Genomic DNA, 21,343 nt, shown 5'->3' with positions numbered 1-21,343 from the left:
GCAGCCCAACGCGGGCCGAGCCCGCTCGCCACAACAAGCGGGCTCGCCACAACGGGTCAGTAACTGCTCTCGGGCAAGCTCGCAATAATCGACCGATAGCTGTTCATGCGCTGTTGCTGAACGCGACCATCTTCCAGCGCCTTGAGCAGTGCACAGCCCGGTTCGCGGTCGTGTTTGCAGTCGCGGAAGCGGCAGGTGCCGATCAGGTCGTTGAACTCGATGAAACCCGCTTCCACATCGGCACGGCTGACGTGGCCGAGGCCGAATTCACGGATGCCTGGGGAGTCGATCAGTTCGCCGCCGCCGGGGAAGTGGAACAACCGCGCGGTGGTGGTGGTGTGGGTGCCCTGGCCGGACAGTTCCGACAGCGGGCCCACGCGTGTGTCGACTTCTGGCAGCAAGCTGTTGACCAGCGACGACTTGCCCACGCCCGACTGGCCGACGAACACACTGATGCGCCCGTCCAACTGCTGTTGCAGCTGTTCCATGCCATTGCCGTGATGCGCCGAGACTTCCAGCACCGGGTAACCCAGCGTGCGGTAGACCGCCAGCAGCGCGTTGAGCGCCGGGGCGTTTTGCTCGTCGATCAAGTCGAACTTGTTCAACAGCAACAGCGGGCGAATGCCGGCATGCTCGGCCGCGACCAGGTAACGGTCGATCAGATTGGCATGCGGCTCGGGCAGCGGCGCGAACACGATCACGATCATGTCGACGTTGGCGGCCACCGGCTTGAGCTGGCCGCGGCTGTCAGGGCGACGCAATTCGGTGGTGCGGGGCAGCTGGGCGACGATCACGCCGATCCCCTGGTTGCCGGCGCGCCACACGACCTTGTCGCCGGTCACCAGCGCAGGCAGGTTGGCGCGCAAGTGGCAGCGGGAAACAGAGCCTGCGAGTTCGCCTTCCAGCGCCTCGACTTCGACCTGCACACCAAAGTGCGCGATCACCAGGCCCGTCTGTTCGGGGCCCAGGTCGCCGCCCTCGAGCGCCTCAACGGCGGAGGATTCACGTTTGGCGGCGCGAGCTGCGCGTTCACCTTGGATCTTTTCGATGCGCCAGTTTTGGCGACGATTGAGCTGGCGTTTGGCCATGGGTGTTCCGTGTCGATAATGCAAAAGTTAGGTAAAACGGTCGCGAGTCTAGCACGCCCCTGCCTGCTAAACTGCGCAGCTACGCCAAGGTGCCAAGAGAATCAAGCCATGCAAAACCCACAGAACCTGATTTGGATCGATCTGGAAATGACCGGTCTGAACCCCGACACCGACGTCATCATCGAGATGGCGACGATTGTCACCGACAGCAATCTCAACACCTTGGCCGAAGGTCCGGTGATCGCCATTCACCACAGCGACGCCGTCCTTGCCACCATGGATGAATGGAACACGCGCACCCACGGCAACTCCGGCCTGACCCAGCGGGTGCGAGACAGCCGCATCAGCATGCGCGACGCCGAAGCTGAAACCATCGCCTTCCTGGAAAAATGGGTGCCCAAGGGCAAGTCGCCGATCTGCGGCAACAGCATCTGCCAGGACCGCCGCTTCCTTTATACGCACATGAAAGCGCTGGAAAGCTACTTCCACTACCGCAACCTGGATGTGTCGACCCTCAAAGAGCTGGCCGCGCGCTGGGCGCCGGAAGTCAAAGACAGCTTCCATAAAGGCAGCACGCATTTGGCGTTGGATGACATTCGCGAGTCGATTGCTGAGCTGCAGCATTACCGTAAGCATTTCATCAAGGCTTGAATCTGTGGCGCCTAGCCCGGCGCCATCGCAGGCAAGCCAGCTCCCACATTTTGATGTGTGAATACTTCAAGTGTGGGAGCTGGCTTGCCTGCGATGCTGTTGACGCGGTCTTTCGCCTGGCGCCCCCTTTTGGTGCCATCACCAAATGATTAGACTGCGCGCCTCATTGCAAGGATCGCCATCATGCTGTTGATGCTCTACCTCATCGCCATCACCGCCGAAGCCATGACCGGCGCGCTGTCCGCAGGGCGGCGTGGCATGGACTGGTTTGGGGTGGTGCTGATTGCTTGCGTCACGGCATTGGGCGGTGGTTCGATGCGCGATGTGTTGCTTGGGCATTACCCGTTGACCTGGGTCAAACACCCGGAATACCTGGTGCTGACCTCCGTCGCTGCGTTGGTGACGATTTTTATCGCACCGTTGATGCGCCACCTGCGTTCACTGTTCCTGGCGCTGGACGCCGTGGGCCTGGTGGCGTTCACCTTGATCGGCTGCATGACCGCCCTGGAAATGGGCCACGGCATGTTGGTGGCGTCAGTCAGCGGCGTGATCACTGGCGTATTCGGCGGCATCCTGCGGGATATTTTCTGCAACGACATCCCGCTGATCTTCCGCCGCGAGCTGTACGCCAGCGTGTCGTTCCTTGCCGCCTGGTTCTACATGCTCTGCCTTTATCTGCAGTTGCCCAGCGAGCAAGCAATTCTGCTGACCTTGTTCAGCGGCTTTCTGTTGCGCCTGCTGGCCATCCGTTTTCACTGGGAAATGCCCAAGTTCGTCTACAACGACGACGTGCACTAGCGCGTAGCGTGCTGGTTGAGTGCCCACTCGACGTGTTCGCGCACCAAGTCCGATGGGTAATCCCGGCGCGCCTTCAAGGCTTCAAGCACTGGAATGCTCGACGGCGCATTGCCCAGGCCCACGGCCAGGTTGCGCAGCCAGCGTTCATAACCGGCGCGGCGTAGTGGCGAACCTTCGGTGCTGCTGAGAAATTTATCCTCGTCCCACATAAACAATTCGGCCAGCTCGGCGTTATCCAGGTTGTGCCGAGGCTTGAAATCGCCTTCGTCGGTAGGTCGGGCGAAACGATTCCACGGGCAAACGATCTGACAGTCATCGCAACCGAACACGCGGTTGCCGATCAGCGGGCGCAGGTCTTCAGGAATCGAGCTTTTGAGCTCGATGGTGAGGTAGGAAATGCAGCGTCGCGCGTCCAGTACATAGGGGCCGACAAACGCGTTGGTGGGGCAGATATCCAGGCAAGCAGTGCAGCGGCCGCAGTGCTCGGTGGCGTGAGGCGGATCTGCCGGCAGTGGCAAATCGACAAACAGCTCGCTGAGGAAGAAATAGCTGCCGGCCTTGCGATTGAGCACCAGGGTGTTTTTGCCGATCCAGCCGAGACCGGCCTGCTCGGCGATGGCTTTTTCCAGCACCGGCGCGCTGTCGACAAACGCGCGAAAGCCAAACGGGCCGATCTGGGCCTGAATGCGATCGGCCAGTTGCTGCACGCGCTTGCGGATCAGCTTGTGGTAATCGCGGCCGAGGGCGTAACGGGATATGTAGGCTTTTTCTGGCTTGGCCAGCAACTGCGCCATTTGGGTGTCGCCTGGCAGATAATCCATGCGCAGCGAGACCACGCGCAGCGTGCCCGGCACCAGTTCATCGGGGTGCGAGCGCTTGCTGCCATGGGCGCCCATGTAGTCCATCTCGCCGTGGTAGCCCGCGTCGAGCCAACGTTGCAGGTGCTGTTCATGCTCGGCCAGGTCCAGGCCGCTGATGCCGACTTGTTGAAAGCCCAGCTCGCGGCCCCAGTCTTTGATCGATTGGGCGAGGGCGGGCAGATCGGTGGTGATGGCAGGCATGAGACGAGGGAAACCGCAGGTGAGATAGGTATAATTCTGCCAGACATCGGAGCTTGAAGACGCATGCCGCAGACAAAACACGCAATAACCGACGTACAGCCGCTGTTGCACGGCCATTTGCCGCAACTGGCTGCACGCTCCCCGGATGCCCATAAAGGCCAGTTCGGTCACCTGCTGGTCATCGGCGGCGACCACGGCTTTGGCGGCGCCGCGCTGCTCAGCGCCGAAAGCGCCTTGCGCAGCGGCGCGGGCATGGTCTCGCTGGCCACCCGCCCTGAGCACGTCCCCGCCGCACTGGCGCGCCTGCCGGAAGTCATGACGGTTGGCGTGAGTTCGGCCAATCAGTTGATGGGGCTGCTGGAAAAAATTTCGGTGATCGTCATCGGTCCAGGCCTCGCAGAGGCGTCCTGGGGCAAAAGCCTGTTATCCGTCGCCGCTAACGCCAAACAGGCGCAAGTCTGGGATGCGGACGCCTTGAATCAACTGGCTACCGGCAGCGTCAGCCTGCCGGCCAACTCGGTGATCACGCCACATCCTGGCGAAGCAGCGCGCTTGATGGGCATGAAGACAGCCGAGGTTCAGGCCGATCGCCTTAAGGTGGCGCGCGCGTTGAGCCAGAAATTCAATGCAGTGGCTATTCTCAAGGGTGCTGGCAGTTTGATTGCCAGCCCGGACGGACGTGTTTCGCGCTGTGACCAGGGCCACCCGGCGATGGCCACGGCGGGCCTGGGCGATGTGCTGAGTGGCCTGGTCGGCGCGTTGCTGGCCCAAGGCATGCCGGCTTATGAAGCCAGCTGCCTGGCGGTGTGGTTGCACGCCACGGCGGGTGATCGCCAAGGCACTTTCGGTCGCGGGCTGGCTGCGAGCGACCTGATACCTGCCATTCGTCAATTGCTGGAGGAGCAGTCACCGTGTCTGAAGTAACGCTTTTTCTGGGCGATGAAGACGCCATGGTTGCGTTCGGAAATCGCATTGCCCAAGTCACAAACGGCGCGGGGCTGATCTTTCTCGAAGGCGACCTGGGGGCGGGCAAGACCACGCTGTCACGCGGCATTATTCGCGGGTTGGGCCACACGGGCGCGGTAAAAAGCCCGACGTTCACTCTGGTCGAACCCTACGAGATCGGTAAGGTTCGCGCCTTCCATTTCGACCTGTATCGTCTGGTCGATCCGGAAGAACTGGAGTACATGGGCATCCGTGATTACTTCGACGAGGACGCTTTGTGCCTGATCGAGTGGCCAGATAAAGGCACAGGCTTTTTGCCAAAGCCGGACCTGACCATTACCATTACGCCGCATGACCACGGACGTCAGCTGAAGTTGTTGCCCCAGAGCGCGCGCGGTGAGTCGTGGTGCGCCGCTCTGGCACTGGAATTCAAATAAAATTGGTGGGGTTAGGTATGCGCTTTCGCGCGATGGTTGCTGTCGTAGGGGTGTTGCTTGCGGCAATGACTTTCAATGCTCTGGCTGCTTCACAGGTGAAAAGTGTTCGCCTGTGGCGAGCGCCGGATAACACGCGACTGGTGTTTGACCTGTCTGGCCCGGTCCAGCACAGCGTCTTTACCCTCACGGCGCCTGATCGCCTGGTGATCGACATCAACGGTGCGACCCTGGCCGCGCCGTTGAAAGTCTCTACCGCCAACACGCCGATTACCTCGATGCGCTCGGCGCAGCGCACGCCAACCGACCTGCGAGTGGTGATCGACCTGAAAAAGGCGGTGACCCCGAAAAGCTTTGTGCTGGCGCCGAACGCCCAATATGGCAACCGCTTGGTGGTCGACCTGTTCGACAATGCCGCCGATGCCGCGCCGCCGCCTGCGCCGACGCCAAGCGTGGCGACTGTGCCAGCGGTGCCGGTCAATCCATCGCAGCCTCAGGTCAAGCTGCCGCCGCCGCCGCCCGCGCCTGCGGGTAAACGCGACATTATTGTGGTGATCGACGCCGGTCACGGCGGTGAAGACCCGGGCGCCTCCGGCTCGCGCGGCCAGCATGAAAAAGACGTGGTGCTGGCCATCGCCCGTGAACTGCAACGTCAGGTCAGTGGCATGAAAGGCTATCGCGCCGAGCTGACCCGTACCGGCGACTACTTCATTCCTTTGCGTGGCCGTACCGAAATCGCTCGCAAGAAGGGCGCCGACCTGTTCGTGTCGATCCACGCCGACGCCGCGCCATCGGCTGCTGCCTTCGGCGCTTCGGTGTTTGCCCTGTCGGATCGCGGCGCCACGTCCGAGACCGCGCGTTGGCTGGCGGACAGCGAAAACCGTTCCGACTTGATCGGCGGGGCTGGCAACGTGTCCCTCGACGACAAAGACAAAATGCTCGCCGGCGTACTGCTCGACCTGTCGATGACCGCCTCGCTGACCTCCAGCTTGAACGTCGGCCAGAAGGTCCTGAGCAACATCGGTCGTGTGACCTCGCTGCACAAGCAGCGCGTGGAGCAGGCGGGGTTCATGGTGTTGAAGTCGCCGGACATTCCGTCGATCCTGGTCGAAACCGGGTTTATCTCCAACTCCAACGAAGCCTCGAAGCTGGCCAGCGCCAGCCACCAGCAGGCGTTGGCGCGCTCGATCAGCGCCGGCATTCGCCAGTTCTTCCAGCAGAACCCGCCACCGGGCACCTATATCGCGTGGCTGCGTGACTCCGGGAAAATCGCCCAGGGCCCACGTGACCATCGCGTGCAGCCTGGCGACACCCTGGCGATGCTGGCCGTGCGTTTTCAGGTGTCGGCCGCTACCTTGCGCAGCGCCAATAACCTGAAGACTGATGAGTTGAAAGTCGGCCAGGTGTTGACCATCCCTGGCACCGAATTGGCGGCGCAGTAATGAGCGAATCAGTCTTGAACAGTGGCTCGCGCATCGAGCTGCTCAGCCCACGCCTGGCCAACCAGATTGCCGCGGGCGAGGTGGTTGAGCGCCCGGCGTCGGTGATCAAGGAGCTGCTGGAAAACAGCATCGACTCCGGCGCAAAGCGCATTGATGTCGACGTGGAGCAAGGCGGCGTCAAGCTGCTGCGCGTGCGCGATGACGGCAGTGGCATCTCTTCCGAAGACCTGCCGCTGGCCCTGGCGCGTCACGCCACCAGCAAGATTCGCGACCTGGAAGACCTTGAACGGGTGATGAGCCTGGGTTTTCGCGGTGAGGCGCTGGCGTCTATCAGCTCGGTGGCGCGCCTGACCCTGACTTCGCGCACCCGCAGCGCCGAGCAGGCCTGGCAGGTGGAAACCGAAGGCCGCGACATGGCGCCCAGGGTTCAGCCGGCGGCGCACCCGGTGGGCACTTCGGTGGAAGTGCGCGACCTGTTCTTCAATACCCCGGCGCGGCGCAAATTCCTCAAGGCCGAAAAAACCGAATTCGATCACCTGCAAGAAGTCATCAAGCGTCTGGCCTTGGCGCGTTTCGACGTGGCGTTTCACTTGCGCCATAACGGCAAGACCATCCTCAGTCTGCACGAAGCCCATGACGACGCGGCGCGCGCTCGGCGTGTGTCGGCAATCTGCGGCGCGGGTTTCCTGGAGCAGGCGCTGCCGATCGAGATCGAGCGCAATGGTTTGCGGCTGTGGGGCTGGGTGGGTTTGCCAACCTTTTCCCGTAGTCAGGCGGATTTGCAGTATTTCTTTGTGAATGGCCGCGCGGTGCGCGACAAGCTGGTGGCTCACGCGGTGCGTCAGGCCTACCGCGACGTGCTGTTCAACGGGCGGCATCCTACGTTTGTACTGTTTTTTGAAGTCGATCCGTCGGTGGTCGACGTCAACGTGCACCCGACCAAACACGAAGTGCGCTTCCGTGACGGGCGCATGGTGCATGACTTCCTTTATGGCACCTTGCACCGCGCCCTGGGCGATGTGCGCCCGGATGATCAGCTGTCTGCGCCGATCGTGACGGCCGTTGTGCGGCCGAGCGGCCCGGAAGCCGGTGAGTTCGGCCCTCAGGGCGAAATGAGCCTGGCGGCCAACCTGCTGCAATCGCCACCGCCTCAGGCTGCTTACACGGCGCCGGGTTCCGGGGCGGGCGCGGGTTATCAGTATCAATACACGCCGCGTCCGCAGTCGGCAGTGCCGGTGGCAGAAGCCCAGGCGGCCTATCGCGAGTTTTTCGCGCCGCTGCCGGGGGCCGAGCCCACTGCTGTCGCGTTGCCAGAAGGTGGCGGTGATATCCCGCCGCTGGGCTATGCGCTGGCGCAACTCAAGGGCATCTACATTCTGGCGGAAAACGCCCACGGCCTGGTGCTGGTGGACATGCACGCCGCCCATGAGCGGATCATGTACGAGCGCTTGAAGATCGCCATGGCCAGCGAAGGCCTCAGCGGCCAGCCATTGCTGGTGCCCGAATCCCTGGCCGTCAGCCAGCGTGAAGCCGATTGCGCTGAGGAGCACCACAGCGTGTTCCAGAAACTGGGGTTCGAGTTGCAGCGCCTGGGCCCGGAAACCCTGGCGATCCGCCAGATTCCTGCGCTGCTCAAACAAGCTGAAGCTAACCGTCTGGTCGCCGACGTACTCGCGGACCTGATGGAATACGGCACCAGTGACCGCATCCAGGCACACATCAACGAACTGCTCGGCACCATGGCCTGCCACGGCGCGATCCGCGCCAACCGCCGGCTGGCCTTGCCAGAAATGAACGGTTTGCTGCGCGACATGGAAAACACCGAGCGCAGCGGACAATGCAACCACGGCCGACCGACCTGGACCCAAATGGGCCTGGACGATCTGGACAAACTGTTCTTGCGCGGCCGTTGATGAGCGCCTTGCCCCCCGCAATTTTCCTGATGGGCCCCACGGCTGCCGGCAAGACTGACCTGGCCATCGAGCTGACCAAGGTGTTGCCGTGCGAGCTGATCAGTGTCGACTCTGCCCTGGTTTACCGGGACATGGACATCGGCACGGCCAAGCCTTCAAAAGCGCTGCTGGCCGAGTATCCGCATAAGCTGATCGACATTATCGACCCGGCCGAGAGCTATTCTGCGGCAGATTTTCGCACCGATGCCTTGGCCGCCATGGCCGAAATCACCGCGCGGGGCAATATTCCGCTGCTGGTGGGCGGCACGATGCTCTACTACAAGGCGTTGCAGGAAGGTCTGGCGGATATGCCGCCGGCCGACGCGCAGGTTCGCGCCGAACTCGAGGAAGAGGCTGCACGCCTTGGCTGGCAAGCCCTGCACGACCAATTGGCGGCGGTTGACCCGGTGTCGGCGGCGCGCATTCATCCCAATGACCCGCAGCGACTCACTCGCGCCCTGGAAGTCTGGCGGGTCAGCGGCCAGACAATGACTGAACATCGGCTGAAACAAACTGCGCAAAGTGCTGACGCAGGCGCGTCTGGACAGGCAGTATTACCCTATACTGTGGCGAATCTGGCCATTGCTCCGGCAAATCGTCAGGTGCTGCATGAACGAATTGCACAAAGATTCACAATTATGTTGGAACAGGGGTTTGTGGATGAGGTCGTAGCACTGCGTTCCCGAGGTGACCTGCATGCTGGGTTGCCGTCGATACGTGCTGTTGGCTACCGCCAAGTCTGGGATCATCTGGATGGCAAGCTGACGTCAGCCGAAATGCAGGAGCGCGGCATCATTGCCACGCGCCAATTGGCGAAACGCCAGTTCACCTGGTTGCGCAGCTGGAGCGATTTGCACTGGCTGGACAGCCTGGACAGCGACAATCTGTCACGCGCCTTGAAATACTTGGGAACGGTCTCCATATTGAGCTGAGTCCTTGCAATTGCCGTCTATCCTTGGGGGTGTGACGGCCATAAGCTATCTATTTTCCGAATTTTATTATTGATCCTTAAAGGAGTGCGGCACATGTCAAAAGGGCATTCGCTACAAGACCCTTACTTGAATACTTTACGTAAAGAGAAAGTGGGGGTTTCCATCTACCTGGTCAACGGGATCAAGCTGCAAGGCACGATCGAGTCGTTCGACCAGTTCGTGATCCTGCTGAAAAATACCGTCAGCCAGATGGTTTACAAGCACGCTATCTCGACAGTCGTTCCCGTTCGTCCTATCCGTCTGCCTAGCGCAACTGATACCGAACAGGGTGACGCTGAGCCAGGTAACGCCTGATAGGAGTCTCCTTTGTTCTTTGAGCGCCACGGTGGTGGTGAGCGAGTAATCCTCGTTCACTTGGATGGACAGGACCCTGAGGCGCGCGAAGATCCGCAGGAGTTTCAGGAGTTGGCAAATTCGGCCGGCGCCGAGACCGTTGCGTTTTTTAACGTACCGCGTCATCGGCCAACCGCCAAATTCCTGATCGGCAGCGGCAAGGTCGAGGAACTGCGCGACCTGGTCCATGCTGAAGAAGCCGATCTGGTGATCTTCAATCACACCCTCACGCCTAGTCAGGAACGTAACCTCGAACGTGTTTTCGAGTGTCGCGTGATCGACCGTACAGGTCTGATTCTCGATATTTTCGCCCAACGCGCCCGTACCCATGAAGGCAAGCTCCAGGTCGAACTGGCCCAGCTTGACCACATGAGCACCCGGCTGGTTCGCGGCTGGACTCACCTTGAGCGTCAGGGTGGCGGTATCGGCATGCGCGGTCCGGGTGAAACCCAGCTGGAAACCGACCGCCGTCTGCTGCGGGTTCGCCTGCGTCAGATCAAGGGTCGCCTGGAAAAAGTGCGCAGCCAGCGTGAGCAATCGCGTCGCGGCCGCATGCGGGCGGACATCCCTACCGTTTCCCTGGTGGGCTATACCAACGCCGGCAAATCCACCCTGTTCAATAACGTGACGAAATCGGACGTGTACGCGGCCGACCAACTGTTCGCCACCCTCGACCCGACCTTGCGCCGTCTGGAACTGGACGACCTGGGGCCGATTGTCCTGGCCGACACCGTGGGTTTCATTCGTCACTTGCCTCACAAGCTGGTCGAGGCGTTTCGGTCTACGCTCGAAGAGTCGAGCAATTCCGACCTGCTGTTGCACGTGATCGATGCGGCCGAACCGGATCGCATGTTGCAAATCGAGCAGGTGATGGTGGTGCTGGGCGAGATTGGTGCACAGGACTTGCCGATCCTCGAGGTCTATAACAAACTCGATTTGCTTGAAGGCGTTGAGCCACAAATTCAGCGTGATGAAGACGGCAAGCCCCAGCGGGTCTGGCTGTCGGCGCGCGATGGCAGTGGTTTGGAATTGCTTGAACAAGCCATTGCCGAGTTGCTGGGCAGCGATTTGTTTGTCGGCACCTTGCGCTTGCCTCAGCGTTTTGCTCGACTGCGTGCACAGTTTTTCGAGCTGGGCGCCGTACAGAAAGAAGAATACGACGAAGAAGGTGTCAGCTTGCTGGCCGTTCGATTGCCGCGCTCGGAGCTGAATCGGCTGGTCAGCCGTGAAGGTGTGGTGCCGACGGAGTTCATCGAACAACACACTTTGCAATAAAAGCCTCCGAAAGCGGTTGTGCCGCAGTAGCAGGCATTCTGTAGCATTGGTCGGCGCGCCGTGGGTGCGTCTTTGCTTTATCAGATGGAGAGCGCTATGGCTTGGAATGAGCCGGGTGGCAACTCGAATAATCAGGATCCTTGGGGTGGTAAGCGCCGCAATAATGGCGACCGCAAGGGGCCACCGGATCTCGACGAGGCCTTCCGAAAGCTGCAGGAAAGCCTGAATGGGTTGTTCGGTGGTGGGAAAAAACGTGGTGGTGACGACGGCGGTCGCACAAGCAAGGGCGGTGGCTATGGCCTGCTGGGCCTGGGTCTTGTCGTGCTCGCAGCCGTGTGGCTGTACAGCGCGGTTTATGTCGTGGACGAGCAGGAGCAGGCCGTGGTGCTGCGCTTCGGCAAGTACTACGAGACTGTCGGCCCGGGCCTGAATATCTACTTCCCCCCGATCGACAAGAAGTACATGGAAAACGTCACGCGTGAGCGTGCCTATACCAAGCAGGGCCAGATGCTGACCGAAGACGAGAACATCGTCGAAGTGCCGCTGACCGTGCAGTACAAGATCAGCAACCTGCAGGACTTCGTGCTGAACGTTGATCAGCCGGAAATCAGCCTGCAACACGCAACCGAAAGTGCACTGCGTCACGTGGTCGGTTCCACCGCCATGGACCAGGTGCTGACCGAAGGTCGTGAATTGATGGCCAGCGAGATCAAGGAGCGCCTGCAACGGTTCCTCGACACTTATCGCACCGGTATCACCGTTACCCAGGTGAACGTACAGAGCGCAGCTGCACCGCGCGAAGTGCAGGAAGCCTTTGACGACGTAATCCGCGCCCGTGAAGACGAGCAGCGTTCGCGCAACCAGGCTGAGACCTATGCCAACGGCGTCGTGCCGGAAGCGCGCGGTCAGGCCCAGCGTATCCTCGAGGATGCCAATGGTTACCGCGACGAAGTGGTTTCCCGCGCCAAGGGTGAGGCGGATCGCTTCACCAAGCTGGTCGCCGAGTACCGCAAGGCTCCGGAAGTCACGCGTGAGCGTCTGTACCTGGACACCATGCAGGAAGTCTTCAGCAACACCAGCAAGGTTCTCGTGACCGGCAGCAAAGGTGGGCAGAACAACCTGCTGTACCTGCCGCTGGACAAGATGATCGAAGGTGGTCGTAGCAGCACCAGCGCACCGGCTACCGGTTCGACCGCTGCTGCCAATGAAGCGAGCGCCCGTGCGGCCGCTGACTTGCTGCAACAGCAAACACGTACCAGGGAGAGTCGTTGATGAGCAATAAATCGCTGACCGCCCTGATTGTAGGCGTCGTCGTGGTCATCGCTGCCTGGAACTGCTTCTACATCGTGTCTCAGACCGAGCGCGCGGTGTTGCTGCAATTCGGTCGTGTGGTCCAGGCGGATGTCCAGCCGGGCCTGCATGTGAAAGTCCCCTACGTGAACCAGGTGCGCAAGTTCGACGGCCGCCTGATGACCCTGGATGCACCGACACAGCGCTTCCTGACCCTGGAAAAGAAAGCCGTGATGGTTGACGCCTACGCCAAGTGGCGCGTCAAGGATGCCGAGCGTTTCTACACCGCGACATCCGGCCTCAAGCAGATTGCCGACGAGCGTTTGTCGCGCCGTCTGGAATCGGGCCTGCGTGACCAGTTTGGTAAACGCACCCTGCACGAGGTGGTATCCGGTGAGCGTGATGCGCTGATGGCTGACATCACGCGTTCGCTGAACACCATGGCTGAAAAAGAACTGGGCATTGAGGTTGTTGATGTCCGGGTCAAGGCGATCGACCTGCCCAAGGAAGTGAACCGCAGCGTGTTCGAGCGTATGAGCACCGAGCGTGAGCGTGAAGCCCGTGAGCACCGCGCCAAAGGTAACGAGTTGGCCGAAGGTATCCGTGCGGATGCCGACCGTCAGCGCCGTGTACTGCTGGCAGAAGCCTATCGCGAGTCTGAAGAGGCCCGTGGTGATGGCGATGCTCAAGCTGCGGCGATCTACGCCAAGGCTTACGGTCAGGATCAGGAGTTCTACGCGTTCTACCGTAGCCTGCGCGCTTACCGTGAAAGCTTCGCGAACAAAACCGACGTCATGGTGCTGGACCCAAGCAGCGACTTCTTCCGCTACCTGGAAAAGTCCAAGTAACCAGCCGGTGATTCTGTAGGACACACTCCGTCGGGCGGCTAAAATGCCTGGCGGGGTGATCCTTTCAGAAAACGGGTGTATGATGCGGCAGCCGGGAAATTCCCGGCTTTTTTGCGTCTGCATGTTTGATTGTTGTGGTGCGTTGCAGACGCCACAGGTTTTTCGAGGAAAGTGCCCGACGAGGCCGCTAGCAGGCCATTCGTCACGTCGTTCTTGCGCGTTGTTTATGCAGGGGCCGGGCATTTTCTGCTTCACTCAGGGCTCGGCCGAGGGCTGGCCGCCCGGATCATAGGGGAATGGCGTAATGGCAACGGTAGACCGCTGGCTGCTGCCAGATGGCATCGAAGAAGTACTGCCACCAGAAGCTGCGCGCATTGAAATAGCGCGTCGCCAGGTGTTGGATCTGTTCCAGAGCTGGGGTTACGAGTTTGTCGTGACCCCCCATATCGAGTACCTGGAATCCCTGCTGACCGGCGCGGGCCAGGACCTGGATCTGCGCACCTTCAAGGTCATCGACCCGCAATCGGGTCGGCAAATGGGCTTTCGCGCCGACATCACGCCGCAAGTGGCGCGTATCGATGCGCACACCCTGCGCCGCGAAGGTCCCAGCCGTCTTTGCTATGCCGGCAGCGTGCTGCATGCGCAACCGCGTGCCTTGTCGTCTTCGCGTAGCCCGATTCAATTGGGCGCCGAGTTGTACGGTGATGCCAGCCCGAGCAGCGACGTTGAAGTGATCAGCTTGATGCTGGCCATGCTGCAACTGGCTGACGTGCCGGATGTGCATATGGATCTGGGCCACGTCGGTATCTACCGTGGCCTGGCTCGCGCGGCCGGTTTGTCCGGTGAAGTGGAGCAGCAGTTGTTCGATGCCCTGCAACGCAAGGCTATCGATGAAGTGATCGCCCTTACCGAGGGTGTACCTGCTGACCTCGCCGGCATGCTGCGCGCGCTGGTTGATCTGTGCGGTGGCCGTGAAGTGCTGGTGGCTGCGCGCGAGCGCCTGGCCAATGCGCCGGCGCCCGTATTGGCGGCGCTCGATGACGTGCTGGCGATTGCCGAGCGTTTGTCGGCGCGCTTCCCGCAACTGCCGCTGTATTTTGACCTGGGCGAATTGCGCGGCTACCACTACCACACCGGTGTGGTGTTCGCCGTGTTTGTACCGGGTGTTGGCCAGGCCATCGCCCAAGGCGGTCGTTATGACGATATCGGCGCCGACTTCGGTCGCGCCCGTCCGGCAACCGGCTTTTCCACCGATTTGAAAACCCTGGTGACCCTGGGGCGTGCTGAGGTCGAGCTGCCGTCTGGTGGCGTCTGGATGCCCGACAGCACGGACGCAGCACTCTGGCAGCAGGTTTGCCAGTTGCGCAGTGAGGGTCAGCGTGTCGTCCAGGCTTTGCCTGGGCAGCCATTGGCCGCCGCCCGTGAAGCGGACTGCGACCGGCAATTGATTCTGCAGAACGGGCTTTGGCAAGTATCGCCACTGGCTTCTTGAGTTTTCCTGCCGGCCATCGCCGGCACCAAGTTTGCGCGAATGAGGACAAGTGTTATGGGTAAGAATGTCGTAGTCCTGGGCACCCAATGGGGTGATGAGGGCAAAGGCAAGATCGTTGATCTGCTGACCGAACATGCTGCCGCCGTAGTGCGCTACCAAGGTGGCCACAACGCTGGCCACACCCTGGTCATCGATGGCGAAAAAACCGTCTTGCACCTGATCCCGTCGGGCGTATTGCGCGAAGGCGTACAGTGCCTGATCGGCAACGGCGTGGTGGTTGCACCTGACGCCCTGCTGCGCGAGATCACCAAGCTGGAAGAAAAGGGTGTGCCGGTGCGCGAGCGCCTGCGTATCAGCCCGTCCTGCCCGCTGATCCTGTCCTTCCACGTTGCGCTGGACCAGGCCCGTGAAAAGGCCCGTGGCGAGCTGAAGATCGGTACTACCGGTCGCGGCATCGGCCCGGCCTACGAAGACAAGGTTGCACGTCGTGGCCTGCGTGTGGGCGACCTGCTCAACATGCCGCGCTTTGAAGACAAGCTGCGTGAACTGGTGGACTACCACAACTTCATGCTCGTTGGTTACTACAAAGAGCCGGCCATTGAATTCGAAAAGACCCTGGCCGAGTGCAAAGAGTACGCCGAGCTGCTTAAGCCGCTGATGCTCGACGTGACGGCTGAGCTGCACGACCTGCGCCGCGCCGGCAAAGACATCATGTTCGAAGGCGCCCAGGGCTCGTTGCTCGACATCGACCACGGCACCTACCCGTACGTGACCAGCTCCAACACCACCGCTGGCGGCGTTGCTACCGGTTCGGGTGTCGGCCCGATGTTCCTGGACTACATCCTGGGCATCACCAAGGCTTACACCACGCGCGTAGGTTCGGGCCCGTTCCCGACTGAGCTGTTCGACGAAGTCGGCGCGCACCTGGCCAAGCAAGGTCATGAGTTCGGCGCCACTACCGGCCGTGCTCGTCGTTGCGGCTGGTTCGACGCGGTTATCCTGCGTCGCGCTATCGATGTGAACAGCATCTCGGGCATCTGCCTGACCAAGCTGGACGTACTCGACGGTCTGGAAACCATCAACATCTGCGTCGGCTACAAAGATGCAGACGGTAAGGACGTTGCGCCAACCGACGCCGACAGCTACGTGGGCCTGCAGCCTGTGTATGAAGAAGTGCCGGGCTGGACCGAGTCCACCGTGGGTGCCAAAACCCTGGAAGAGCTGCCAGCCAACGCCCGTGCTTACATCAAGCGCGTTGAAGAGCTGATCGGTGCACCAATCGACATTATTTCGACGGGCCCGGACCGCAACGAGACCATCGTTCTGCGTCACCCGTTCGCTTAATAAGCTGTTGATGTAAAAAGCAAAGGGCTCCTTCGGGAGCCCTTTTTCGTATCCGGCTGGCAAACGGCACGACCCTTGCTATGGTTCTTTCTTTCGCGGTGCTATCAAATTAATGGCACCCGTGGTGGAGGGATTTCCAGTGTCTGCCGTTCTCTCATTGTTACAAAGCCGGCTGTTGCGGCCGGTGTTCGTTACCCTTGGTATCGCTCTTTTGGTGCAAGTGCTGGTCGCCGTCGCTCTGACGCGGAGCACGGTCACCGCATTGGAAGCCGATCTGGGCAACCGCCTGGGTATCGACAGCCAGAAACTGTCCGGCGAGTTGGCGCAAGCCGGCAAGGAAGTCACCTCCAGTTTGGACAGTCTGTCTTCGAGCACGCGTCAGCGTCTGACGGCAGGGCTTTCCACGCGCTTGCAGGATGAGCAGAAGCAACTGCGTGCGACCCTGGAAAAAGACCTGCAAGACTCGGCCAGTGACATGGCACAACTGCTGGCCTCGGTGGCGCCACGCGCCATGTGGGACAGCGACGTGCCAACGCTGTCGGAGTTCGCCCGGCGCGCTCAGCGCAATCCCAACGTGCTGTTTGTGGTTTACGACGATGCGGCCGGCGAGCATCTGACCCGTTATCTAAACCGCGACAACCCGATCAACCAGGCATTACTGGCCAAAGGTCAGGGCGACCGTGCGCTGGATAAAGTCCTGGATGCGGCGAAAAATGATCCTGCCGTGTTCTACGTCGAAGCGTCGATCAGCCCCAATGGCGTAGAGATTGGCAAGGTGCGCATGGGTGTTTCGACCGCGGCGGTAGAAACCGACCTGGCGGCACTGGACAAGCGTTTTGCCGCGCTGATCGCCAGCAGTGATCAGCTGGTGGGCGACAGTCTTAAGGGTGCTGCCGCAGACAGCGCGGCCTCCATGGGCGCGCGGCTGCAGTCTGCGCAAGCCACCGCCACGCAGATGGCCGCCAATACCACCAGCGCCGTGCAGGAGACCGCAGGCACCTTGCGCTGGCGCATCGGCATGGGGCTGGCGATGGTTGGGTTCGGCGTATTGCTGCTGATCGCTGTCGTGCTGGGGCGCCGGGTGGTCAATCGCCTGAAGCTGCTGATTGCGGCCATGGATGACCTGGCGGCGGGTGAGGGCGACCTCACCAAGCGCGTGCAAATCAGCAGCAAGGACGAGATCGGCGACATGGCTTCGGCGGTCAATCGCTTTGTGGATAAGTTGCAGCCCATCGTGCGCGAGGCCGGCGATGTGGCCCAGCGCACTGGCGTGGAAATCGGCGCGATGACGTTGCGCAATGCCGGCGCTGATGCGGCGGCGGGCCTGCAGCGTGATGAGGTGGCCGAGAGCTTGCGCGCGCTGTCGCAAATGGCCGATGAGGCCCAGGCCGAAAGCCACGCGATGCAGGCGGCGTTGCAGCAGGTGGTGGATATTCGCCAGGCCACGGATGAAAACTCGCGGACGTCGGCGGAGGTCGGCAGCTTGATCGAAGCGTTGGCCGGGCAGGTGCAAGCCGGCTCCCAGGTCATTGAGCGGCTGGCTCAGCAAAGCGAGCAAATTGAAGTGGTGCTCACAGTGATTCATGGCATTGCCGAGCAGACCAACCTGCTGGCGCTCAACGCGGCCATCGAAGCGGCGCGTGCCGGTGAGACCGGGCGTGGTTTTGCGGTCGTGGCCGATGAAGTGCGGGCGCTGGCGAGTAAAACCCAAAGCTCGACCGGGGATATCCAGGCGCACATCGTGGCGTTGCAGCAAGGCGCGCGCGAGGCGGTGGAAACCATCGGCAAGGCCGGGCGTCAGGCCAATGAAGGTTTGCTGGTGCTGCGCGACAGCGTGCGCTTGCAGCAAACGGTGCAGGCTTCAGTGGAGCAGGTGCACGCAGCAATTGGGTTGGCGACGCGCGCGGCTGAGCATCAGGCGCAGGGTGCGCATGCGGTGCGTGGGCGGGTTGAGGTGATTCATGCCCAGGCCGAGCGTGCCGCTCAAGCGGTGGTGGAAACCACCGCCAGTGGCAAGGTTTTAGATGGATTGGCGGCGCAGTTGAAGGCGAGCCTGGGGCAGTTTCGGGCTTAGCGCCGCCTGTACCGGCGCTATCGCAGGCAAGCCAGCTCCCACATTGGAATGCACTCGAATGTGGGAGCTGGCTTGCCTGCGATAGCGGTCTCAGCGGCTCAAATACATCCGAGTCGTAAGCAGATACACCGGCAACCCTGACACCAAGATCAACAACGCCGCATAAGGCGCCGCCGCCGCGAACTCCACATTCGAGGTATGCGCCCACACGGCCGTCGCCAGCGTGTTCAACCCCGTCGGACTGAGCAGCAACGTCGCCGTCAATTCCTTCATTGCGTCCAGAAACACCAGCGCAAACGCCGCGCCCAATGCCGGGAAAATAATTGGCAAGGTCACCCGGCAAAACGCGCTGAACGACGAGGCGCCCAGCGTGCGCGCTGCCTCTTCCAGTTGCGGCGCCGCCTTGTTCAAGGCCGTACGGATCGGCGCCTGTGCCAGTGGCAAAAACAGCAGCGCATAGGCAATCAAAAGCAGCGCGGAAGTCTGGTACAGCACCGGCACGTAATGCAGGGCGAAATACACCAGCGTCAGCGCGATCACCAAGCCGGGCAGGGCATGCAGCAGGTACGGCAGGCGCTCGGCCCAGATCGCCAGTTGGCCTTTGTAGCGCACCACCAGCAGCCCGACCGGCACGGCCAGCACCAGGCAAAGCGCCGCGCCGCCCAGTGACAGTGCCAGCGACGACAGCAGTGCCTCACTGATCTCGGCCACGGGAAAGGCTGCCGATGAGCCCACCGCCAGCCAGTACCCGAGCATCCCCAGCGGAATACCGCTGCCAATGATCGCCAGCGCCAGGCAATACACCTGACCCAGTGGCGCCCACTTGCCCAGCTTGACCTGTTCGGCATGCCGCGCCGCGCCCTGGCCGATGCGCACGTGCCGGCCCTTGCCGCGCACGCGCAGCTCCAGCCACAGCAGCGTCAGGCACATCACCAGCAACACCGCCGACAGCATCGCGGCGTTGGCATTGCTGAATTCCAGTTCAAATTGTTGGTAGATCGCGGTGGTAAAGGTTTGCAGGCCGATGATCGACAGCGCGCCGAACTCCACCAGCATATGCAAAGCAATCAACAGCGCCCCGGCCAGTAGCGAAGGCCACAGCAAGGGCAGTGTGATACGAAAAAAGACGCCCCAGCGATTCAGCCCCAAGGTGCGGGCCGACTCTTCCAGGGAAGGATCAAGATTGCGCAGCGTCGCCGCCACCGGCAGAAACACCAGCGGGTATTTGGACAGGGTCATCACCAGGATCGCCCCGCCCAGGCCTTCGAAGTTGGCGCTCAGTGACACCCAGGTAAAGCTGCTGACAAACGCCGGCACCGCAAACGGCAGGCACAGGATCACGCCCCATATGCGCCGCCCGGGCAAGTTGCTGCGCTCGAGCAGCCACGCCAGGGACAGGCCGATCACGCCGCAGGCGACCGTCACGCCAATCATCAGCGCCAGGGTGTTGCGCAGCAGGCCGAATACATAGGGGCGCCACAAAAGGTGTATCGCCTCCGCCCAGCCCGCCTGCCATGCTTTGGTCCCGACATAGACCAGCGGCAGCAGGCTCAAGCCAACCAGAAACAGGACGGGGAGCAGCAACCAGATCGACGGGCGCTTGCGTCGCGGGCTCAAACCCCCGCGCAAGGCAGGAGCGGATAGCGATGGGTTCATCAGTTCAAGCCAACGTCACGTTCCAGGTCCAGGGCTTCTTCGGCATTGCCAAGGTCCGCAGGGGTGACTTTCGGCGGTTGCAGCTCGCTGAACGGCTTGAGGCCACGGTTGGATTCCATGCCCTTGCGCAGCGGGTATTCGGCCGAGGTGTTGGTGATCACGCGCTGGCCTTCTTCGCTGGCCATGAAGGCGAGCAACTGTTGGGCTTCCTTGGGGTGCTTGCTGGATTTCAGCGCGGCAGCCGAAGACACGGTGATCAGGCCGCCCGCGTCGCCATCGGTGAAGTAATGCAGCTGGGAATCCAGGTTGGTTTTTTCCTTCTTCAGGGCAAACCAGTAGTAGTTATTCACCAGCACGGTGGCGACTTCGCCGTTCTCCACAGCCTTGAGGGCGACCATGTTGTTGCTGTAGACCTTGCCGAACGCGCGCAAGCCGGTCAGCCATTCTTCAGCGGCTTCGCGGCCGTGCAGTTTGATGATCGCCACGGCTTGTTCCTGGAACGCGCCGCTGGTAGGGACGAAGCCGACTTTGCCTTGCCACTCGGGGCCGGCGAAATCCAGAACCGACTTGGGCAGGTCTTTTTCGGCGATCAGTTTGGGGTTGAACGCGACAACGCGGGTGCGTGCGGTGACGCCCATCCAGTCGCCGTTGCTGCCGACATAATCCTTGGGCAACACGTCGAGGGTGCTGGCATCAATCTTCGCCAGCAGGCCTTGTTCGCCAAGCTTGTTCAGTGGCGGCGACTCTTCGGTGTAGATCACGTCGGCAGGGGAGCGGTCGCCTTCTTCCACGACCTGGCTGGCCAGCTGGTTGCTGCTGCCCTTGCGCACATTGACGTGAATGCCGGTCTTGGCTTCGAAGGCTTTGGCGAGTTCATCGCCGACCTCCTTGTGTTGGCCGTTGTACAAGGTCAATGCAACCTTGTCGGCAGAATAGGCAGCGGGCGAGAGCAGGGTCAGGCCGAGCAGAGTGATGGTCAGGCCACGCAGAAGGGATGTCTTGAGACGGGTATCGCGGATCATCATCCGGGGTTTTCCTCACTTGAGTGCAACAAATCCTTACAAGGATAAACGATAAAACTTCTCAAGTGCGGACAAGCGGGGAAATCGCCAGGCAGGTTTTCAAACACCGGAAACGAAAAAACCCGCTTTCGCGGGTTTGATCTGAATTTGGTGCCCAGGAGAAGACTCGAACTTCCACGACCTTGCGATCACCAGCACCTGAAGCTGGCGTGTCTACCAATTTCACCACCTGGGCTTATCAACAACGCTTGCGCCGTTGATGGAGCGAACTATACGGAGGGCTTTTTGATCTGTAAACCCCTGATTCAAAAATATAAATCAAGATTCTCGTTAAAAATCAAAGGCCTGAAACGCAAAAACCCGCTTTCGCGGGTTTTTGGAGACTCGAGGCAGAACCTTGAGTTTGAAATTGGTGCCCAGGAGAAGACTCGAACTTCCACGACCTTGCGATCACCAGCACCTGAAGCTGGCGTGTCTACCAATTTCACCACCTGGGCAGCATCAACAACGTTGCCGTCGTCGATGGCGCGCACTATACGGAGGCGATTTTGCGCTGTAAAGCCCTGCTATGAAAAAATCCTGGAAAATTTCGTCAGTGGTCGTGCAAGGTGCGTTCCGAGGGCGACAAAGGCCTATAAAACGCTTG

The 21,343-nt window shown here is 61.0% G+C and carries 18 protein-coding genes and 2 tRNA genes; 14 read left to right on the top strand and 6 right to left on the bottom strand.

Annotated features, from left to right (window positions below):
• Positions 1–56: 56 nt before the first annotated feature.
• A complete protein-coding gene (gene rsgA, locus ACP7B3_RS16240; RefSeq protein WP_262208748.1) occupies positions 57–1,088 on the bottom strand; it encodes a small ribosomal subunit biogenesis GTPase RsgA in 1,032 nt (343 codons plus the stop codon).
• Between the two features lie 108 nt (positions 1,089–1,196).
• Here rsgA and orn point away from each other — a divergent pair, with 108 nt between their 5' ends.
• On the top strand, positions 1,197–1,739 hold the full coding sequence (gene orn / locus ACP7B3_RS16235; RefSeq protein WP_124416282.1) for an oligoribonuclease: 543 nt from the start codon (positions 1,197–1,199) through the stop codon (positions 1,737–1,739).
• Between the two features lie 180 nt (positions 1,740–1,919).
• A complete protein-coding gene (locus tag ACP7B3_RS16230) occupies positions 1,920–2,537 on the top strand; it encodes a trimeric intracellular cation channel family protein (protein WP_262208776.1) in 618 nt (205 codons plus the stop codon).
• Here the strand turns inward: ACP7B3_RS16230 and queG are convergent.
• Positions 2,534–3,598 carry a tRNA epoxyqueuosine(34) reductase QueG gene (gene queG, locus ACP7B3_RS16225; protein WP_426179648.1) on the bottom strand — a complete coding sequence of 355 codons (1,065 nt, stop codon included), beginning with the start codon at positions 3,596–3,598 and terminating at the stop codon, positions 2,534–2,536. The two genes, ACP7B3_RS16230 and queG, sit on opposite strands and share 4 nt — an antisense overlap.
• 63 nt (positions 3,599–3,661) lie before the next feature.
• Between queG and ACP7B3_RS16220 the strand changes: the two genes are divergently transcribed.
• The 12 genes from ACP7B3_RS16220 (at position 3,662) to ACP7B3_RS16165 (ending at position 18,019) form a co-directional block, all read left to right on the top strand.
• Positions 3,662–4,522, top strand: coding sequence for an NAD(P)H-hydrate dehydratase (locus tag ACP7B3_RS16220; RefSeq protein WP_242198955.1), 861 nt, complete (start codon positions 3,662–3,664; stop codon positions 4,520–4,522).
• Complete coding sequence (gene tsaE / locus ACP7B3_RS16215) at positions 4,510–4,980, top strand: tRNA (adenosine(37)-N6)-threonylcarbamoyltransferase complex ATPase subunit type 1 TsaE (protein ID WP_426179646.1); 471 nt, start codon at positions 4,510–4,512, stop codon at positions 4,978–4,980. The genes ACP7B3_RS16220 and tsaE overlap by 13 nt, the downstream gene beginning before the upstream one ends.
• Before the next feature lie 17 nt (positions 4,981–4,997).
• Positions 4,998–6,419, top strand: a complete 1,422-nt coding sequence (locus ACP7B3_RS16210) for an N-acetylmuramoyl-L-alanine amidase (RefSeq protein WP_106577622.1) — start codon at positions 4,998–5,000, stop codon at positions 6,417–6,419.
• Positions 6,419–8,332 (top strand): DNA mismatch repair endonuclease MutL, encoded by a 1,914-nt coding sequence (mutL, locus tag ACP7B3_RS16205; protein ID WP_426179644.1) that lies wholly within the window; start codon positions 6,419–6,421, stop codon positions 8,330–8,332. Before ACP7B3_RS16210 ends, mutL begins: the two co-directional genes overlap by 1 nt.
• A complete protein-coding gene (miaA, locus tag ACP7B3_RS16200; protein WP_145160161.1) occupies positions 8,332–9,303 on the top strand; it encodes a tRNA (adenosine(37)-N6)-dimethylallyltransferase MiaA in 972 nt (323 codons plus the stop codon). The genes mutL and miaA overlap by 1 nt, the downstream gene beginning before the upstream one ends.
• Before the next feature lie 93 nt (positions 9,304–9,396).
• Complete coding sequence (hfq, locus tag ACP7B3_RS16195; protein WP_083355553.1) at positions 9,397–9,657, top strand: RNA chaperone Hfq; 261 nt, start codon at positions 9,397–9,399, stop codon at positions 9,655–9,657.
• Between the two features lie 12 nt (positions 9,658–9,669).
• Positions 9,670–10,971, top strand: coding sequence for a ribosome rescue GTPase HflX (gene hflX, locus ACP7B3_RS16190; RefSeq protein ID WP_106577625.1), 1,302 nt, complete (start codon positions 9,670–9,672; stop codon positions 10,969–10,971).
• 96 nt (positions 10,972–11,067) lie between these two features.
• Positions 11,068–12,243: an FtsH protease activity modulator HflK gene (gene hflK, locus ACP7B3_RS16185; RefSeq protein ID WP_106577626.1), complete on the top strand. Its 1,176-nt coding sequence runs from the start codon at positions 11,068–11,070 to the stop codon at positions 12,241–12,243.
• On the top strand, positions 12,243–13,109 hold the full coding sequence (hflC, locus tag ACP7B3_RS16180) for a protease modulator HflC (RefSeq protein ID WP_017138460.1): 867 nt from the start codon (positions 12,243–12,245) through the stop codon (positions 13,107–13,109). The genes hflK and hflC overlap by 1 nt, the downstream gene beginning before the upstream one ends.
• A 304-nt stretch (positions 13,110–13,413) precedes the next feature.
• Positions 13,414–14,601: an ATP phosphoribosyltransferase regulatory subunit gene (locus tag ACP7B3_RS16175; RefSeq protein WP_426179640.1), complete on the top strand. Its 1,188-nt coding sequence runs from the start codon at positions 13,414–13,416 to the stop codon at positions 14,599–14,601.
• Positions 14,602–14,655: 54 nt separating this feature from the next.
• Positions 14,656–15,945, top strand: coding sequence for an adenylosuccinate synthase (locus ACP7B3_RS16170; RefSeq protein WP_145160165.1), 1,290 nt, complete (start codon positions 14,656–14,658; stop codon positions 15,943–15,945).
• A 139-nt stretch (positions 15,946–16,084) separates the two neighbouring features.
• Complete coding sequence (locus ACP7B3_RS16165; protein WP_262208759.1) at positions 16,085–18,019, top strand: methyl-accepting chemotaxis protein; 1,935 nt, start codon at positions 16,085–16,087, stop codon at positions 18,017–18,019.
• Between the two features lie 90 nt (positions 18,020–18,109).
• Here ACP7B3_RS16165 and ACP7B3_RS16160 read toward each other — a convergent pair whose 3' ends face one another.
• From ACP7B3_RS16160 to ACP7B3_RS16145, 4 genes are all read right to left on the bottom strand, one after another.
• Positions 18,110–19,675, bottom strand: coding sequence for an ABC transporter permease (locus ACP7B3_RS16160; RefSeq protein WP_262208761.1), 1,566 nt, complete (start codon positions 19,673–19,675; stop codon positions 18,110–18,112).
• Positions 19,675–20,700 carry an iron ABC transporter substrate-binding protein gene (locus ACP7B3_RS16155; protein WP_119737913.1) on the bottom strand — a complete coding sequence of 342 codons (1,026 nt, stop codon included), beginning with the start codon at positions 20,698–20,700 and terminating at the stop codon, positions 19,675–19,677. The genes ACP7B3_RS16160 and ACP7B3_RS16155 overlap by 1 nt, the downstream gene beginning before the upstream one ends.
• A 145-nt stretch (positions 20,701–20,845) precedes the next feature.
• Positions 20,846–20,932: transfer RNA gene (locus ACP7B3_RS16150), tRNA-Leu, on the bottom strand.
• Positions 20,933–21,107: 175 nt separating this feature from the next.
• Positions 21,108–21,194 (bottom strand) — tRNA-Leu (locus ACP7B3_RS16145).
• Between the last annotated feature and the right edge of the window lie 149 nt (positions 21,195–21,343).

This window comes from Pseudomonas sp. TWRC1-2, assembly GCF_049896685.1.
Lineage (GTDB): Bacteria > Pseudomonadota > Gammaproteobacteria > Pseudomonadales > Pseudomonadaceae > Aquipseudomonas.
Note: the sequence above shows the minus strand (reverse complement) of the source record. Positions and strands in the feature narration are given on the sequence as shown.

Excerpts from the sequence above, each read along its gene's own strand:
- miaA (WP_145160161.1), top strand. The coding sequence starts at position 8,332 with ATGAGCGCCTTGCCCCCCGCAATTTTCCTGATGGGCCCCACGGCTGCC.
- ACP7B3_RS16220 (WP_242198955.1), top strand. The coding sequence starts at position 3,662 with ATGCCGCAGACAAAACACGCAATAACCGACGTACAGCCGCTGTTGCAC.
- ACP7B3_RS16155 (WP_119737913.1), bottom strand. The coding sequence starts at position 20,700 with ATGATGATCCGCGATACCCGTCTCAAGACATCCCTTCTGCGTGGCCTG.
- hfq (WP_083355553.1), top strand. The coding sequence starts at position 9,397 with ATGTCAAAAGGGCATTCGCTACAAGACCCTTACTTGAATACTTTACGT.
- queG (WP_426179648.1), bottom strand. The coding sequence starts at position 3,598 with ATGCCTGCCATCACCACCGATCTGCCCGCCCTCGCCCAATCGATCAAA.
- ACP7B3_RS16160 (WP_262208761.1), bottom strand. The coding sequence starts at position 19,675 with ATGAACCCATCGCTATCCGCTCCTGCCTTGCGCGGGGGTTTGAGCCCG.
- ACP7B3_RS16210 (WP_106577622.1), top strand. The coding sequence starts at position 4,998 with ATGCGCTTTCGCGCGATGGTTGCTGTCGTAGGGGTGTTGCTTGCGGCA.
- mutL (WP_426179644.1), top strand. The coding sequence starts at position 6,419 with ATGAGCGAATCAGTCTTGAACAGTGGCTCGCGCATCGAGCTGCTCAGC.
- orn (WP_124416282.1), top strand. The coding sequence starts at position 1,197 with ATGCAAAACCCACAGAACCTGATTTGGATCGATCTGGAAATGACCGGT.
- ACP7B3_RS16175 (WP_426179640.1), top strand. The coding sequence starts at position 13,414 with ATGGCAACGGTAGACCGCTGGCTGCTGCCAGATGGCATCGAAGAAGTA.
- rsgA (WP_262208748.1), bottom strand. The coding sequence starts at position 1,088 with ATGGCCAAACGCCAGCTCAATCGTCGCCAAAACTGGCGCATCGAAAAG.
- hflK (WP_106577626.1), top strand. The coding sequence starts at position 11,068 with ATGGCTTGGAATGAGCCGGGTGGCAACTCGAATAATCAGGATCCTTGG.
- hflC (WP_017138460.1), top strand. The coding sequence starts at position 12,243 with ATGAGCAATAAATCGCTGACCGCCCTGATTGTAGGCGTCGTCGTGGTC.
- ACP7B3_RS16170 (WP_145160165.1), top strand. The coding sequence starts at position 14,656 with ATGGGTAAGAATGTCGTAGTCCTGGGCACCCAATGGGGTGATGAGGGC.